The 16,121-nt window shown below is 70.7% G+C and carries 16 protein-coding genes; 15 read left to right on the plus strand and 1 reads right to left on the minus strand.

The window, feature by feature from the left end; genetic code table 11:
• Window positions 1-73: 73 nt before the first annotated feature.
• On the minus strand, window positions 74-2,269 hold the full coding sequence (locus SSP08S_RS04380; RefSeq protein ID WP_019066354.1) for an elongation factor G-like protein EF-G2: 2,196 nt from the start codon (window positions 2,267-2,269) through the stop codon (window positions 74-76).
• A 217-nt stretch (window positions 2,270-2,486) separates the two neighbouring features.
• On the opposite strand from SSP08S_RS04380, the gene pgsA reads away from it, so the two are divergent.
• The 15 genes from pgsA (at window position 2,487) to SSP08S_RS04455 (ending at window position 15,823) form a co-directional block, all read left to right on the plus strand.
• Window positions 2,487-3,221, plus strand: coding sequence for a phosphatidylinositol phosphate synthase (gene pgsA, locus SSP08S_RS04385; protein ID WP_078532334.1), 735 nt, complete (start codon window positions 2,487-2,489; stop codon window positions 3,219-3,221).
• Complete coding sequence (locus tag SSP08S_RS04390; RefSeq protein WP_019066356.1) at window positions 3,218-4,129, plus strand: phosphatidylinositol mannoside acyltransferase; 912 nt, start codon at window positions 3,218-3,220, stop codon at window positions 4,127-4,129. The genes pgsA and SSP08S_RS04390 overlap by 4 nt, the downstream gene beginning before the upstream one ends.
• Window positions 4,126-5,286, plus strand: a complete 1,161-nt coding sequence (locus SSP08S_RS04395; RefSeq protein ID WP_019066357.1) for a glycosyltransferase family 4 protein — start codon at window positions 4,126-4,128, stop codon at window positions 5,284-5,286. Before SSP08S_RS04390 ends, SSP08S_RS04395 begins: the two co-directional genes overlap by 4 nt.
• A 76-nt stretch (window positions 5,287-5,362) precedes the next feature.
• On the plus strand, window positions 5,363-6,196 hold the full coding sequence (locus SSP08S_RS04400; RefSeq protein ID WP_019066358.1) for a formylglycine-generating enzyme family protein: 834 nt from the start codon (window positions 5,363-5,365) through the stop codon (window positions 6,194-6,196).
• Between the two features lie 25 nt (window positions 6,197-6,221).
• Entirely contained in the window at window positions 6,222-6,764 is a 543-nt protein-coding gene (locus SSP08S_RS04405) for a membrane protein (RefSeq protein WP_019066359.1), read from the plus strand.
• 126 nt (window positions 6,765-6,890) lie between these two features.
• A complete protein-coding gene (gene pdxS, locus SSP08S_RS04410; RefSeq protein WP_019066360.1) occupies window positions 6,891-7,802 on the plus strand; it encodes a pyridoxal 5'-phosphate synthase lyase subunit PdxS in 912 nt (303 codons plus the stop codon).
• Window positions 7,802-8,404, plus strand: a complete 603-nt coding sequence (gene pdxT, locus SSP08S_RS04415) for a pyridoxal 5'-phosphate synthase glutaminase subunit PdxT (protein ID WP_019066361.1) — start codon at window positions 7,802-7,804, stop codon at window positions 8,402-8,404. The genes pdxS and pdxT overlap by 1 nt, the downstream gene beginning before the upstream one ends.
• 51 nt (window positions 8,405-8,455) lie before the next feature.
• Window positions 8,456-9,208 carry a YebC/PmpR family DNA-binding transcriptional regulator gene (locus SSP08S_RS04420; RefSeq protein ID WP_019066362.1) on the plus strand — a complete coding sequence of 251 codons (753 nt, stop codon included), beginning with the start codon at window positions 8,456-8,458 and terminating at the stop codon, window positions 9,206-9,208.
• Between the two features lie 108 nt (window positions 9,209-9,316).
• Complete coding sequence (gene ruvC / locus SSP08S_RS04425) at window positions 9,317-9,892, plus strand: crossover junction endodeoxyribonuclease RuvC (protein WP_019066363.1); 576 nt, start codon at window positions 9,317-9,319, stop codon at window positions 9,890-9,892.
• Window positions 9,889-10,497: a Holliday junction branch migration protein RuvA gene (gene ruvA, locus SSP08S_RS04430; protein WP_019066364.1), complete on the plus strand. Its 609-nt coding sequence runs from the start codon at window positions 9,889-9,891 to the stop codon at window positions 10,495-10,497. The genes ruvC and ruvA overlap by 4 nt, the downstream gene beginning before the upstream one ends.
• 9 nt (window positions 10,498-10,506) lie before the next feature.
• The gene (gene ruvB, locus SSP08S_RS04435) at window positions 10,507-11,577 is read left to right on the plus strand and encodes a Holliday junction branch migration DNA helicase RuvB (protein WP_019066365.1); all 1,071 of its coding nucleotides are present in this window, start codon (window positions 10,507-10,509) and stop codon (window positions 11,575-11,577) included.
• A 165-nt stretch (window positions 11,578-11,742) separates the two neighbouring features.
• Entirely contained in the window at window positions 11,743-12,249 is a 507-nt protein-coding gene (gene yajC, locus SSP08S_RS04440) for a preprotein translocase subunit YajC (protein WP_019066366.1), read from the plus strand.
• Between the two features lie 142 nt (window positions 12,250-12,391).
• A complete protein-coding gene (gene secD, locus SSP08S_RS04445) occupies window positions 12,392-14,161 on the plus strand; it encodes a protein translocase subunit SecD (protein WP_078532336.1) in 1,770 nt (589 codons plus the stop codon).
• A 1-nt stretch (window position 14,162) separates the two neighbouring features.
• Window positions 14,163-15,287, plus strand: coding sequence for a protein translocase subunit SecF (gene secF / locus SSP08S_RS04450; protein WP_019066368.1), 1,125 nt, complete (start codon window positions 14,163-14,165; stop codon window positions 15,285-15,287).
• Complete coding sequence (locus tag SSP08S_RS04455) at window positions 15,284-15,823, plus strand: adenine phosphoribosyltransferase (protein ID WP_019066369.1); 540 nt, start codon at window positions 15,284-15,286, stop codon at window positions 15,821-15,823. Before secF ends, SSP08S_RS04455 begins: the two co-directional genes overlap by 4 nt.
• The last annotated feature ends 298 nt before the right edge of the window (window positions 15,824-16,121 follow it).

The raw sequence follows: 16,121 nt of genomic DNA on the forward strand, positions 1-16,121 counted from the left end.
CCGGAACAGATCGTTCCATTTGAGCCACTTGTGGGTCGTCGCAAGCCACAAGTGAGCCACCCGGTATCAACTCCTATGCGTCGCCCGCCTGTTCGCGGATCCGTTCGGCGATCTGCGGAGGCATCGGTTCGTGGCGGACGTAGGCGCGGTTGAACCGGGCCGTGCCGTGGGAGAGGGAGCGGAGGTCGACGGCGTAGCGGCCGATCTCTATCTCGGGGACCTCGGCCCGGATCAGTGTGCGTCCGCCGGTCGTCTGCTCGGTGCCGAGCACCCGGCCGCGCCGCCCGGACAGGTCGCTCATCACCGCGCCCACGTAGTCGTCGCCGACCAGGACGGTCACCTCGGCCACCGGTTCCAGGAGATGGATCTTCGCGTCGGCCGCCGCCTCCCGCAGGGCCAGCGCGCCGGCCGTCTGGAACGCGGCGTCCGAGGAGTCCACCGAGTGCGCCTTGCCGTCCAGGAGCGTGATCCGTACGTCGAGCAGCGGATGCCCGGCCGCAACTCCCTTGGCGGCCTGGGCCCTTACGCCCTTCTCCACCGACGGGATGAACTGCCGGGGCACCGCGCCGCCGATGACCTTGTCCACGAACTCGATGCCCGTGCCGCCCGGCAGCGGTTCGACCTCGATCTCGCAGATCGCGAACTGCCCGTGCCCGCCGGACTGTTTGACGTGCCGGCCACGCCCCTGCGCCTTGGCGGCGAACGTCTCCCGCAGGGAGACCTTGTGCGGGACGACGTCGACCTGGACGCCGTAGCGGCTGCGCAGCCGTTCCAGGGCGACGTCCGCGTGGGCCTCGCCGAGGCACCACAGGACGACCTGGTGGGTGTCCTGGTTCTGTTCCAGGCGCATGGTGGGGTCCTCGGCGACGAGCCTGCTCAGGCCCTGCGAGAGCTTGTCCTCGTCCGCCTTGCTGTGCGCCTGGATGGCGAGCGGCAGCAGCGGGTCGGGCATCTCCCAGGGCTCCATCAGGAGCGGGTCGTCCTTGGCCGAGAGGGTGTCCCCGGTCTCCGCGCGGCCCAGCTTCGCCACACACGCGAGGTCGCCCGCGATGCAGTGCGTGAGCGCCCGCTGCTGCTTGCCGAAGGGCGCGGACAGGGCGCCGACGCGTTCGTCGACGTCGTGGTCCTCGTGCCCTCGGTCGGCGAGCCCGTGCCCGGAGACATGGATCGTCTCGTCGGGGCGCAGGGTGCCCGAGAAGACGCGCACCAGGGAGACCCGGCCGACGTACGGGTCGGAGGCGGTCTTCACGACCTCGGCGACCAGCGGCCCGTTCGGGTCGCACGCCTTCAGCTCCCGCGCCCTGCCGTCGACCGTGGTGACCCCGGGCGCCTCGCGCTCCAGCGGGGTCGGGAAACCGCGCGTGATCAGCTCAAGCAGCTCGACCGTGCCGAGACCCTGACGGGCGCCCTCGGCGGCGGGGGCGGCGGCCAGGACGGGGAAGAACACCCCGCGCGCGACGGCCCGCTCCAGGTCCGCGATCAGCGTCTTGACGTCGATGTCCTCGCCGCCGAGATAGCGGTCCATGAGGGTTTCGTCCTCGCTCTCCGAGATGATCCCCTCGATGAGCCGGTTGCGGGCCTCCTCGATCCCGGGCACCTGGTCGGGCCCGGGCTCGGACTCCTTGCGCTCTCCGGACGCGTAGTCGAACAGCTTCTGCGACAGCAGCCCGACCAGCCCGGTCACGGGCGCGTGCCCGTCGGGCCCCGGCGCGCCGTGCAGCGGCAGATACAGCGGGAGTACGGCGTCGGGGTCGTCCGCGCCGAACGCCTCCGCGCAGTACCGGGTCATCGACTCGAAGTCCGCGCGGGCGGACTCCAGGTGCGTGATGACGATGGCGCGCGGCATGCCGACCGCCGCGCACTCCTCCCACACCATCCGGGTCGAGCCGTCCACGCCGTCGGAGGCCGAGACGACGAAGAGGGCCGCGTCCGCCGCACGCAGACCGGCCCTCAACTCGCCGACGAAATCGGCGTATCCGGGGGTGTCGAGAAGATTGACCTTGTACCCGTCCCAGTCGACGGGCACCAGGGAGAGCTGCACCGAGCGCTGCTGGCGGTGCTCGATCTCGTCGTAGTCGGAGACGGTGCCGCCGTCCTCCACGCGGCCCGCCCGGTTCACCGCCCCCGCGGTCAGCGCGAGGGCCTCCACCAGAGTCGTCTTGCCCGATCCGGAGTGGCCGACCAGCACCACATTCCGTACGGACGCGGGGTGGTCGGCCGCCGTAGCCCTGCCGGCGGCTCCGGGGTGTGCGTTCGCCTTGTCGCCCATGGCCTTGCCTCCCGTGCACGGTGAGGTCACTGTGGGCGCGGACACACGGTGCCGCGTGCGGTGGCGGCTCCGATGACGCCCGCGGTGGTTCGAGCTTTCCACTCCCGTCACGGTGCGTCCATACGGCGGACGCGATCCGGACGTGACACCGATGGCATCCTCTCGTGACACGGGGGTGCGGGTGCCCGGCCGTCGCTCACGCGTGCGCGTGGCTACGATGGGCCAGCCGGTGGCCAGCAGGGGCCGCGCGGCGACACCGACCCTCGGGAAGGCCATGCTGAACAAGTACGCGCGTGCATTCTTCACGCGTGTCCTCACGCCGTTCGCCGCGTTTCTGATCCGCCGGGGCGTCAGCCCCGACACGGTCACCCTCCTCGGCACCGCCGGGGTGGTCGCGGGCGCGCTGGTCTTCTACCCCATGGGCGAGTTCTTCTGGGGCACGGTCGTGATCACGCTGTTCGTGTTCTCCGACCTCGTCGACGGCAACATGGCCCGCCAGCTGGGCCGCTCCAGCCGCTGGGGCGCCTTCCTCGACTCCACGCTCGACCGGGTGGCCGACAGCGCGGTCTTCGGCGGTCTGGCCCTCTGGTACGCGGGCGGCGGCGACAACATCGCCCTGTGCGCCGTCTCGATCTTCTGCCTGGCCAGCGGCCAGGTGGTGTCGTACACCAAGGCGCGCGGCGAGGCGATCGGGCTGCCCGTCGCCGTCAACGGTCTGGTCGAGCGGGCCGAGCGACTGGTGATCTCACTCGTCGCGTGCGGTCTCTCCGGCCTCCACAAGTTCGGCGTCCCGGGCATCCAGTGGCTGCTGCCGATCGCGCTGTGGATCGTCGCCGTGGGCAGCATCGTCACGCTGATCCAGCGGGTCGTCACGGTCCGCAGGGAGGCCGCCGAGGCCGACGCGGCGGCGGCTCAGGAAGCCGAGCAGCACAGCACCGGGGCGACCCCGTGAGCAGTGCCCAGGAGCGGCTGACCGACGCGCTCTACGGCCTCGGCTGGAGCACCGTCAAGAAGCTCCCCGAGCCGGTCGCCGTCCGGCTCGGCCGCACCATCGCCGACCTCGCCTGGAAGCGGCGCGGCAAGGGCGTACGACGGCTGGAGAGCAACTACGCGCGCGTGGTGCCCGACGCGAGCCCCGAGCGGCTCGCCGAGCTCTCGCGCGCGGGCATGCGGTCGTACCTGCGCTACTGGATGGAGTCCTTCCGGCTCCCCGCCTGGAGCCCCGAGCGCGTCAAGACGGGCTTCGACCCCAAGGACGTGCACCACCTGACCGACGGCATCGCCTCCGGCCGGGGCGTCGTCCTCGCGCTGCCGCACCTCGCCAACTGGGACCTCGCCGGCGCCTGGGTCACCACCAAGCTGGAGACGCCGTTCACCACGGTCGCCGAACGCCTCAAGCCGGAGACGCTCTACGACCGCTTCGTCGCCTACCGCGAGGGCCTCGGCATGGAGGTCCTGCCGCACAGCGGCGGCACCGCCTTCGGCACCCTGGCCCGGCGGCTGCGCGACGGGGGCCTGGTCTGTCTGGTCGCCGAGCGCGATCTGTCCGCCTCCGGGGTCGAGGTCGAGTTCTTCGGCGAGGCCACCCGGATGCCCGCAGGACCCGCCCTTCTCGCCCAGCAGACGGGCGCGCTGCTCCTCCCGGTGACGCTCTGGTACGACGACTCGCCGGTCATGCAGGGACGCGTCCATCCGCCCGTCGAGGTACCCGAGTCAGGTGACCGGGCCGAGAAGACGTCTGTCATGACACAGGCGCTGGCAGACGCCTTCGCCACCGGCATCGCCGACCACCCGGAGGACTGGCACATGCTGCAGCGCTTGTGGCTCGCGGATCTCGACCCCACGAAGGGGCCCTCGTGAGGATCGGCATCGTCTGCCCCTACGCCTGGGACGTGCCGGGCGGCGTCCAGTTCCACATCCGAGACCTCGCCGAGTACTTCATCCGGCTCGGCCACGAGGTGTCCGTCCTCGCTCCGGCCGACGACGACACCCCGCTCCCGCCGTACGTCGTCTCGGCCGGTCGTGCGGTCCCGGTGCCGTACAACGGCTCGGTGGCCCGGCTGAACTTCGGCTTCCTGTCCGCGGCCCGGGTCCGACGCTGGCTGCACGACGGCGAGTTCGACGTCATCCACATCCACGAGCCGACCTCGCCCTCGCTCGGTCTGCTGGCCTGCTGGGCGGCCTCGGGCCCGATCGTCGCCACCTTCCACACCTCCAACCCGCGCTCCCGGGCGATGATCGCCGCGTACGCGATCCTCCAGGCCGCGCTGGAGAAGATCAGCGCGCGGATCGCCGTGAGCGAGTACGCCCGCCGCACGCTCGTCGAACACCTCGGCGGGGACGCGGTCGTCATCCCGAACGGCGTCGACGTCGACTTCTTCGCCCGCGCCGAACCCAAGCCGGAGTGGCAGGGGGAGACGATCGGCTTCATAGGGCGCATCGACGAACCCCGCAAGGGCCTCCCGGTGCTGATGAAGGCCCTGCCGAGGATCCTCGCCGAGCGGCCGAACGCGCGGCTGCTGGTCGCCGGGCGCGGCGACGAGGAGGAGGCCGTCGAGACGCTCCCCGAGGAACTGCGCTCCCGCGTCGAGTTCCTCGGCATGATCAGCGACGACGACAAGGCCCGCTTCCTGCGCAGCATCGACCTCTACGTCGCCCCCAACACCGGCGGCGAGAGCTTCGGCATCATCCTCGTCGAGGCCATGTCGGCGGGCGCCCCGGTCCTCGCCTCCGACCTGCCCGCCTTCGCGCAGGTCCTCGACCAGGGCGCGGCCGGCGAGCTGTTCACCAACGAGGACGCGGACACCCTCGCCGAGGCGGCCGTACGGCTCCTGGGCGACCCCGAGCGGCTTGCGCAGCTGAGCCGGCAGGGGAGCGCCCATGTCCGGCGCTTCGACTGGTCCACCGTCGGGGCCGACATCCTGTCCGTGTACGAGACGGTGACCGCGGGCGCGGCGGCCGTCGCCACCGATGAACGCAGCGGTCTGCGGGCGCGGTTCGGGCTGGCCCGGGACTGAGGTGCGGGACGGCGACCGCGCGGGGGCGTGCTGCTCTCCCGCGCGCGGGGAGGTCGGTTCGGGTTTCCAACTCGGGGTGCCTGTCGGCCGATCCGGCGACGACACCCGCGCGATCGCCCTGCCAGGCGGTGAGTTCCGCATGGGCGACGCCTTCGACGAGGGCTACCCGGAGGACGCGGAGGGACCCGTCCGTACGGTGACCGTCGAGCCGTTCCGCGTCGACGCGACCGCCGTCTCCAACGCGCGCTTCGCCCGCTTCGTGGACGACACCGGGTACGTCACCGAGGCGGAGCGGTACGGCAGTTCGTTCGTGTTCCACCTGCTGCTGCACCCCCGCGCGCGGGACGCCGTGTTCGGCCAGGTCGAGGCGGCTCCCTGGTGGCTCGGAGTGGAAGGCGCGTCCTGGAGAGCACCGGAGGGCCCCGGTTCCGATGTCGTCGACCGCGCGGACCACCCCGTAGTGCACGTGTCCCACCACGACGCCCTCGCCTACTGCGCCTGGGCGGGCGCCCGGCTGCCCACCGAGGCCGAGTGGGAGTACGCGGCACGGGGTGGCCTCGACGGTCGGCGCTATCCCTGGGGCGACGATTTCGACCCCGAGCTGCTGAACACCTGGCAGGGCGACTTCCCCAGGACCAGCACCCGCACCGGCGGCACCACGGGCACGGTCCCCGTGGACGCGTACGAGCCCAATGCCTTCGGCCTGTTCAACATGTCCGGCAACGTGTGGGAGTGGTGCGCCGACAGCTTCGTACCCGGCGGCGAGGAACGCGTGATCCGCGGCGGCTCGTACCTCTGCCACGCCTCCTACTGCCACCGCTACCGGGTCGCCGCCCGCTCCAAGAACACCCCCGACTCCTCGACGGGGCACGGGGGTTTCCGGTGCGCGCGGGACCTGTCGGGAGCGTGACCACGGGCGGGTAGCCTTGCCGCCCGTGAGCGCAACTCTGATCTGGATCCTCGTCGCCCTGGTGGCGATCGGCCTGTACCTGAGCTGGACCGCGGGCCGGCTCGACCGGCTGCACGCCCGGATCGACGCGGCCCGCGCGGCGCTCGACGCCCAACTGCTGCGCCGTGCCTCGGTGACACAGGAGTTGGCCACCTCGGGCGTTCTCGACCCGGCCGCCTCGATCGTCCTCTACGAGGCCGCGCACGCCGCCCGGCAGGCCGAGGAGGAGCAACGGGAGGTCGCCGAGAGCGAGTTGAGCCAGGCCCTGCGCGCCGTCTTCGCCGAGCCTCCGCAGGTCGAGGGCGTCCGCGAGGCTCCCGGCGGAGAGGCGGCGGCCCGCGAACTCGCCGAGTCGGTACGCCGCGTCCCGATGGCCCGCCGCTTCCACAACGACACCGTGGGCGCCGCCCGCCGCCTCCGCGAACACCGCAAGGTCCGCTGGTTCCACCTGGCCGGACACGCCCCCTTCCCCATGGCCTTCGAAATGGACGACGAGCCACCGGCGGCACTGGTCGACCGGGCCGCGTAGAGATCACCCCGGGGCACACCGGTTCGAAAACGATCCACCGGCTACCCATTGGCCCTTGCTGTGGCCTGCATCTCTCGCGTTTCCTCGGTACTGCAGCAGCCCTCTTTCACCGAGTGAGGTCACCCCGTGTCCAGCACCCCCAGCTCCGCCCAGACTCCCGAGACCGGCACCGCGCGCGTGAAGCGCGGGATGGCCGAGCAGCTCAAGGGCGGTGTGATCATGGACGTGGTCAACGCCGAGCAGGCGAAGATAGCCGAGGACGCAGGCGCCGTCGCCGTCATGGCCCTGGAGCGGGTCCCCGCCGACATCCGCAAGGACGGCGGAGTGGCCCGGATGTCCGCCCCGAACATGATCGAGGAGATCATCGAGGCGGTCTCCATCCCGGTCATGGCCAAGTCCCGCATCGGCCACTTCGTCGAGGCCCAGGTCCTGCAGTCCCTCGGCGTCGACTACATCGACGAGTCCGAGGTCCTCACCCCGGCCGACGAGGTCAACCACAGCGACAAGTTCGCCTTCACCACCCCCTTCGTCTGCGGTGCCACCAACCTGGGCGAGGCTCTGCGCCGCATCGCCGAGGGCGCCGCGATGATCCGCTCCAAGGGCGAGGCCGGCACCGGCAACGTCGTCGAGGCGGTCCGTCACCTGCGCCAGATCAAGAACGAGATCGCCCGTCTGCGCGGCTTCGACAACAACGAGCTGTACGCCGCCGCCAAGGACCTGCGCGCCCCGTACGAGCTGGTCCGCGAGGTCGCCGAGCTGGGCAAGCTCCCGGTCGTGCTGTTCTCCGCCGGTGGCGTCGCCACCCCCGCCGACGCCGCGCTGATGCGCCAGCTCGGCGCCGAGGGTGTCTTCGTCGGCTCCGGCATCTTCAAGTCCGGCGACCCGGCCAAGCGCGCCGCCGCCATCGTCAAGGCCACCACGTTCTACGACGACCCGAAGATCATCGCGGACGCGTCCCGCAACCTCGGTGAGGCCATGGTCGGCATCAACTGCGACACCCTCCCCGAGGCCGAGCGTTACGCGAACCGGGGCTGGTGATGACCACTCCCGTAGTCGGAGTGCTCGCGCTCCAGGGCGACGTACGGGAACACCTGATCGCCCTGGCCGCGGCCGACGCCGTGGCCAGGCAGGTCAGGCGCCCCGAGGAACTCGCCGAGGTGGACGCCCTCGTCATCCCCGGGGGTGAGTCCACCACCATCTCCAAGCTGGCCGTCCTCTTCGGACTGATGGACCCCCTGCGCGCACGCGTGCGTGCCGGTATGCCCGTCTACGGCACCTGCGCCGGCCTGATCATGCTCGCCGACAAGATCCTCGACCCGCGCTCGGGCCAGGAGACGATCGGCGGCATCGACATGATCGTGCGCCGCAACGCCTTCGGGCGGCAGAACGAGTCCTTCGAAGCAGCTGTCGACGTCCGGGGCATTGAGGGCGATCCTGTGGAGGGCGTCTTCATCCGCGCCCCCTGGGTGGAGTCAGTCGGCGCCGAGACGGAGGTCCTCGCCGAACACGAGGGCCACATCGTCGCGGTCCGCCAGGGCAACGCGCTCGCCACGTCGTTCCACCCGGAACTGACCGGCGACCACCGCGTGCACTCGCTGTTCGTCGACATGGTGCGCGCGAACCTGGCTCCGGGGTCCTAGTAGGATCTCTGGGGTTCGTAAAGAGTTGGGTTACGCGAAGGAGACAGGCAGATGTCCGGCCACTCTAAATGGGCTACGACGAAGCACAAGAAGGCCGTGATCGACGCCAAGCGCGGCAAGCTCTTCGCGAAGATGATCAAGAACATCGAGGTCGCGGCCCGTACCGGTGGTGCCGATGTGTCCGGCAACCCGACGCTCTTCGACGCCATCCAGAAGGCCAAGAAGAGCTCGGTCCCGAACAAGAACATCGACTCCGCCGTCAAGCGCGGCGCCGGTCTCGAAGCCGGTGGCGCCGACTACGAGACGATCATGTACGAGGGTTACGGCCCCAATGGTGTCGCGGTGCTCATCGAGTGCCTCACCGACAACCGCAACCGCGCCGCCTCGGACGTTCGCGTCGCCATGACCCGCAACGGCGGGAACATGGCCGACCCCGGCTCCGTCTCGTACCTCTTCAACCGCAAGGGCGTCGTCGTCGTCCCCAAGGGGGAGCTGACCGAGGACGACGTCCTGGGTGCCGTGCTCGACGCGGGCGCCGAGGAGGTCAACGACCTCGGTGAGTCCTTCGAGGTCATCTCCGAGGCCACCGACCTGGTCGCGGTCCGCACCGCGCTCCAGGACGCCGGGATCGACTACGACTCCGCCGACGCCAACTTCGTCCCGACCATGCAGGTCGAGCTGGACGAAGAGGGCGCCCGCAAGATCTTCAAGCTGATCGACGCCCTGGAGGACAGCGACGACGTGCAGAACGTCTTCGCCAACTTCGACGTCAGCGACGAGGTCATGGAGAAGGTCGACGCCTGAGCCGCCGACAAGCCGAACGGGCCGACGGGACACACCCCGTCGGCCCGTCGCTTTGTCAGTGACACCCGATAGCCTGCACAAACAGGCGATCGAACGAGGGGGGTTGGTGTGCGGGTACTCGGGGTGGACCCCGGTCTCACGCGCTGCGGTGTCGGTGTCGTCGAAGGCGTCGCCGGCCGGCCGCTCACCATGGTCGGCGTCGGTGTCGTACGGACCCCGGCGGACGCCGAGTTGGGGCAGCGTCTGGTCGCCATCGAGCAGGGCATCGAGGCGTGGCTGGACGAGCACCGGCCCGAATTCGTCGCCGTGGAGCGGGTGTTCAGCCAGCACAACGTCCGTACGGTGATGGGCACCGCCCAGGCCAGCGCCGTAGCCATGCTGTGCGCCGCCCGCCGCGGCATCCCGGTCGCCCTGCACACCCCCAGCGAGGTCAAGGCCGCCGTCACCGGCAGCGGACGCGCCGACAAGGCCCAGGTCGGCGCCATGGTGACCCGGCTGCTCCGGCTCGACGCGCCCCCCAAGCCCGCCGACGCGGCCGACGCCCTCGCCCTCGCCATCTGCCACATCTGGCGGGCCCCCGCGCAGAACCGCCTCCAGCAGGCGGTCGCCCAGAACCGACTTCAGCAGGCCGTCGCCCTGCACGCAGCCAAGTCCCCGAACGCATCGAAAGGCCGTACCGCATGATCGCCTTCGTCAGTGGCACGGTCGCCGCACTCGCTCCCGACGCCGCGGTGGTGGAGGTCGGCGGTGTCGGCATGGCGATCCAGTGCACGCCGAACACGCTGTCCACGCTCCGCCTGGGCAAGCCGGCCAAGCTCGCCACCTCCCTCGTCGTCCGCGAGGACTCGCTCACTCTGTACGGCTTCGTGGACGACGACGAGCGCCAGATCTTCGAGCTGCTGCAGACCGCGACCGGCGTCGGACCCCGGCTCGCGCAGGCGATGCTGGCCGTGCACACCCCGGACGCCCTGCGCCGCGCGGTCGCCGCCGGTGACGAGAAGGCGCTGATGGCGGTGCCCGGCATCGGCAAGAAGGGCGCGCAGAAGCTGCTCCTCGAGTTCAAGGACCGGCTCGGCGCACCCGTGGGCAACGCCCCGGCGATCGGCGCCCCGGTCACCAGCGGCTGGCGCGACCAGCTGCACGCGGCCCTCATCGGCCTCGGGTACGCCACCCGCGAGGCCGACGAGGCCGTGGCCGCCGTAGCACCGCAGGCCGAGGCCGCCGAAGGGGCGCCGCAGGTGGGGCAGTTGCTCAAGGCCGCCCTGCAGACCCTGAACCGCGCCCGCTAGGAGACGTCAGTGAACTGGGACGACACGACCGACGAGACCGCCGCCGAGCGGCTGGTGGGCTCGGTCGCCGACCGCGAGGACCAGGCCGTCGAGGCCGCCCTGCGCCCCAAGGACCTGGGCGAGTTCATCGGCCAGGAGAAGGTCCGCGAACAGCTCGACCTGGTGCTGCGGGCCGCACGCGCGCGTGGCGCCACCGCCGACCACGTGCTGCTCTCCGGTGCTCCCGGCCTCGGCAAGACCACCCTGTCGATGATCATCGCGGCCGAGATGGGCGCCCCCATCCGCATCACCAGCGGCCCCGCGATCCAGCACGCCGGCGACCTCGCCGCGATCCTCTCCTCCCTCCAGGAGGGCGAGGTCCTCTTCCTCGACGAGATCCACCGCATGTCGAGGCCCGCCGAAGAGATGCTCTACATGGCGATGGAGGACTTCCGCGTCGACGTCATCGTCGGCAAGGGCCCCGGCGCCACCGCGATCCCGCTCGAACTCCCGCCGTTCACCCTGGTCGGCGCCACCACGCGCGCGGGACTGCTGCCGCCCCCGCTGCGCGACCGCTTCGGCTTCACCGCGCACATGGAGTTCTACGAACCCGCCGAGCTGGAGCGCGTCATCCACCGCTCGGCGAACCTCCTCGACGTGGAGATCGATCCGGACGGCGCCGCCGAGATCGCCGGCCGGTCCCGCGGCACCCCCCGTATCGCCAACCGGCTGCTGCGCCGCGTCCGGGACTACGCGCAGGTCAAGGCCGACGGCTTCATCACCCGGGACATCGCAGGGGCGGCCCTCAAGGTGTACGAGGTCGACGGCCGCGGCCTCGACCGGCTCGACCGCGGTGTCCTGGAGGCCCTGCTCAAGCTGTTCGGCGGCGGACCGGTCGGCCTCTCCACGCTCGCGGTCGCGGTGGGGGAGGAGCGCGAGACCGTCGAAGAGGTCGCCGAACCCTTCCTCGTCCGCGAAGGCCTGCTGGCCCGCACCCCCCGGGGACGCGTCGCCACCCCCGCCGCGTGGGCCCATCTCGGCCTCACCCCGCCCCGCTCGTCAACCGGGGGAAACGGACAAGGGGACCTGTTCGGGGCGTGACGGCGGGGGCACTGGCCGGGTCAGGAACCCCGGTGCCATGCTGTGCGTTGTTCCATCAGCGTGGACTCGCTTAGACTCCGCCGATGCCGCCTTTGTGGGCGGCGCCGACCACCCCCATCCACCAGGCCGCTCACCGCCGCGGTCGTGCGAAGGAAATTCCGTCCCGTGAATATCGTGACCCTCCTCCCGTTCATCGTGCTCATCGGGGCCATGTTCCTGATGACCCGCTCTGCCAAGCGCAAGCAGCAGGCGGCCGCGTCGATGCGTAATGACATGCAGCCCGGCACCGGCGTCCGCACGATCGGGGGCGTGTACGCGACGGTCAAGGAGGTCAACGAGGAGACGGTTCTCCTCGACGCCGGCCCCGGCGTCGAGCTCCTCTTCGCGAAGAACGCGATCGGCGCCGTCCTCACCGACGACGAGTACAACCGCATCGTCCACGGCATCGAGCACGACCTGAAGGACGACTCCGACGTCGTCCCGGACGACGCTTCCTCCCTCACCGAGACCGACGAGCCCGCCGCCGACTCTTCCGACGACAAGCCCATCGACCTCGGCAAGAAGGACGCGGCCGAAGAGCCCGCCGACGCCACCGAGGAGCCGGCCGAGGCCGCCGAGGCCAAGACGGACGAAGAGCCGAAGAAGACCGACGGCGACTCCGACGCGAAGTAGTCACGTCCCGGGAGCGCGGCGCGATCCGCTCGCGCCCCGCGCACCCCGGGTACGTGCGTCGCTCGCACGGGATCCCGACACCATGTCATGGCCGCAGGCGCGCTGACCCGGCGCGGAGCGGCCCGAGAGGGAGTACGAGAAGGTGGCAGCACCTAAGAGGGGCCGTAGCGCGAGCGCCCAGAGCAAGCCAGGGCGCTCGCTGGCCCTCATCCTGATCGCCATCGTGGCGCTCACGGGTGGCATGTTCGCATCCGGGCACACCACTCCGCGTCTCGGCATCGACCTGGCCGGCGGTACGAGCATCACTCTCCGGGCCGTCCCGGAGAAGGGCCAGGAATCCGCGATCAACAAGGCCAACATGGACACCGCGGTCGACATCATGAACCGCCGTGTCAATGGTCTTGGTGTCTCGGAGGCCGAGGTCCAGACGCAGGGCACCAGGAACATCATCGTCAACATCCCCAAGGGCACGAACTCGGAGGAAGCGCGCCAGCAGGTCGGTACCACCGCCAAGCTGTACTTCCGCCCGGTCCTGGCCACGGAGGCGTCGGTCGGCGCCGCGGCGAGCCCGTCCCCGAGCGCCTCGGGCAGTGCTTCCAGCAGCCCGTCGAGCTCGGCCAGCCCCAAGACGACGGCTTCCTCGTCCAAGACCGGCTCGGCGACCCCGACGGCCACCGCCACCTCGCAGGGACGTGCCGCGAGCGACGCCCTGAAGGCCGACTCCACCCCGTCCGCGAGCGCCAGCGCCTCGGCCTCGGCCAGCGCCAGCCCGTCGGCGTCCAGCAGCAGCGCCGCCAGCGCGGCGGCCACCAAGCTGGAGGCCCAGTACACCGCGCTCGACTGCTCCAAGAAGTCGACTCAGAACACCGCGGGCAAGGGCGCCAAGGCCACCGACGCGACCGTGGCCTGCGGCCAGGTCAACGGCGTCTGGTACAAGTACCTGCTCGGTCCCGCCGCCGTCGACGGCACGGACGTCAAGAAGGCCTCGGCCGTCTACAACACGACGACCGCCGCCGGCTGGCAGGTCACCATGGACTTCACCGGCAAGGGCGGCGACAAGTTCGCCAAGGTCACCGGTGAGCTGGCGAAGAACACCGCCCCGCAGAACGAGTTCGGCATCGTCCTCGACGGCCAGGTCGTCTCCAGCCCCTCCGTCAGCTCGTCGATCACCGGCGGCAGCGCGGAGATCTCCGGCAGCTTCACCCAGGAAGAGGCCCAGAGCCTCGCCAACATGCTGTCGTACGGCGCCCTGCCGCTGACCTTCAAGGAGGACAGCGTCACCACCGTGACCGCGGCCCTCGGCGGTGAGCAGCTGCACGCCGGTCTGGTCGCGGGCGCGATCGGCCTCGCGCTGGTCGTCATCTACCTGCTGATCTTCTATCGCGGCCTGTCGGTCATCGCGATCCCCTCGCTGCTGGTCTCCGCGATCCTCACGTACGTGATCATGACGCTGCTCGGCCCGGGCATCGGCTTCGCGCTGAACCTGCCGGCCGTGTGCGGTGCGATCGTCGCGATCGGTATCACCGCGGACTCGTTCATCGTGTTCTTCGAACGCATCCGGGACGAGATCCGCGAGGGCCGCTCGCTGCGTCCCTCCGTGGAGCGGGCCTGGCCCCGCGCCCGGCGCACCATCCTGGTCTCCGACTTCGTGTCGTTCCTCGCCGCCGCGGTGCTGTTCATCGTCACCGTCGGCAAGGTCCAGGGCTTCGCGTTCACGCTCGGTCTGACCACCGTGCTCGACGTGGTCGTCGTCTTCCTCTTCACCAAGCCGCTGATGACGATCCTCGCCCGCCGGAAGTTCTTCTCGACCGGCCACAAGTACTCCGGCCTCGACCCGAAGGCCCTCGGCGCCAAGGCGCCCCTGCGCCGCACCCGCCGTCCCTCCGCCCCCGTCGACCCGAAGGAGGCGTGAGATGTCGAAGCTCGGCAACCTCGGCGCCCGACTGCACCGTGGCGAGGTCGGGTACGACTTCGTCGGCAATCGCAAGATCTGGTACGGCATCTCGATCCTGATCACCATCACGGCCATCCTCGGCCTGACGGTGCGCGGCCTGAACATGGGCATCGAGTTCCAGGGCGGCGCCGCCTTCACCACGCCGAAGAAGATGAGCGCTTCGGTGAGCCAGGCGGAGAGGTACGCCGAGGACGCCTCCGGCCACGACGCGGTCGTCCAGAAGCTCGGTGACGGCAGCCTGCGCATCCAGATCGCCGGTATCGACACCGACAAGTCCGACGCCATCAAGACGAAGCTGGCGAAGGACCTGAACGTCAGCTCCGAGAGCATCGCCGCGGACCTGGTCGGCCCCAGCTGGGGTGACCAGGTCGCCAACAAGGCCTGGGAGGGCCTGGCGATCTTCATGGTGCTGGTCGTGATCTATCTGGCGATCGCCTTCGAGTGGCGCATGGCCCTGGCGGCGCTCGTCGCCCTGATCCACGACATCACGATCACCATCGGCATCTACGCCCTCGTCGGCTTCGAGGTCACGCCCGGCACGGTGATCGGTCTGCTGACCATTCTCGGTTACTCGCTCTACGACACGGTCGTCGTCTTCGACAGCCTCAAGGAGCAGACCAAGGACATCACCAAGCAGACCCGCTGGACCTACAGCGACGTCGCCAACCGGTCGATCAACGGCACCCTGGTGCGTTCCATCAACACCACGGTCGTCGCGCTGCTGCCGGTCGGGGCCCTGCTGTTCATCGGCGGTGGCTTCCTCGGCGCGGGTGTCCTCAACGACATCTCGCTGTCGCTGTTCGTCGGCCTCGCGGCCGGTGCCTACTCCTCGATCTTCATCGCCACGCCGCTCGTCGCCGACCTCAAGGAGGCCGAGCCGCAGATGAAGGCGCTCAAGAAGCGCGTCCTCGCCAAGCGCGCCCAGGCCGCCGCACAGGGCGAGCCGGCGGAGTCCCAGGTCACCGACCGCTCGGACGACGACTACGACGACGAGCCCGAGGACGCGGCAGCCGTCGTGGGCCCGCGCACCCAGCCGGCGTCCCGCAACCGCGGCCGTGGCCGCCCCTCGGGGAAGCGCCGATGACCGACGTCCAGGAGCTGCTGCTCAGCCGTATCCGCGATGTGGCCGACTACCCGGAGCCGGGCGTGATGTTCAAGGACATCACCCCGCTCCTGGCGGACCCGGCCGCGTTCACGGCCCTCACGGACGCGCTCGCCGAGGTCGTCGAGCGCACCGGCGCCACCAAGGTCGTCGGCTTGGAGGCCCGCGGCTTCATCCTCGGCGCCCCGGTGGCCGTCCGCGCGGGCGTCGGCTTCATCCCCGTACGCAAGGCGGGCAAGCTCCCCGGAGCCACCCTCAGCCAGGCGTACGAGCTGGAGTACGGCTCCGCAGAGATCGAGGTCCACGCGGAGGACCTGTCGGCCGACGACCGCATCCTGATCGTCGACGACGTCCTGGCCACGGGCGGCACGGCCGAGGCCGCGATCCAGCTGATCCGCCGGGCGGGCGCCGAGGTCGCCGGCCTCGCGGTCCTGATGGAACTGGGCTTCCTCGCGGGCCGCGCCCGCCTGGAGCCGGCACTGGGCGGGGCACCGCTGGAAGCACTGCTCGTAGTCTGACGTGATCGCGTGACACAACGGCCGTCCCCGGACCAGGGGGACGGCCGTTGCGATGCAACGGGCCCCGGTGCCACTCCCTCAGGGGCGCGGGGAACTGTGCGACCAGCCACGACGAACCTGCAGTCGGCAACGCACCGGGACCACCCCCACGCCATCCGCAGAGCACCCCCGAGCCACCCTGAATCCACTCCTGGAATGCCGGCGGCAGCCCCCCGCGTTTCACCGGTAGACGGCCCTCACATCGGCCTGAAGGCGATCCCCGAGCCCGGGATCGCTACCATGGGCACTCCGGAGCCTG

This window comes from Streptomyces hokutonensis (genome assembly GCF_000376565.1).
Taxonomy (GTDB): Bacteria; Actinomycetota; Actinomycetes; order Streptomycetales; family Streptomycetaceae; genus Streptomyces; species Streptomyces hokutonensis.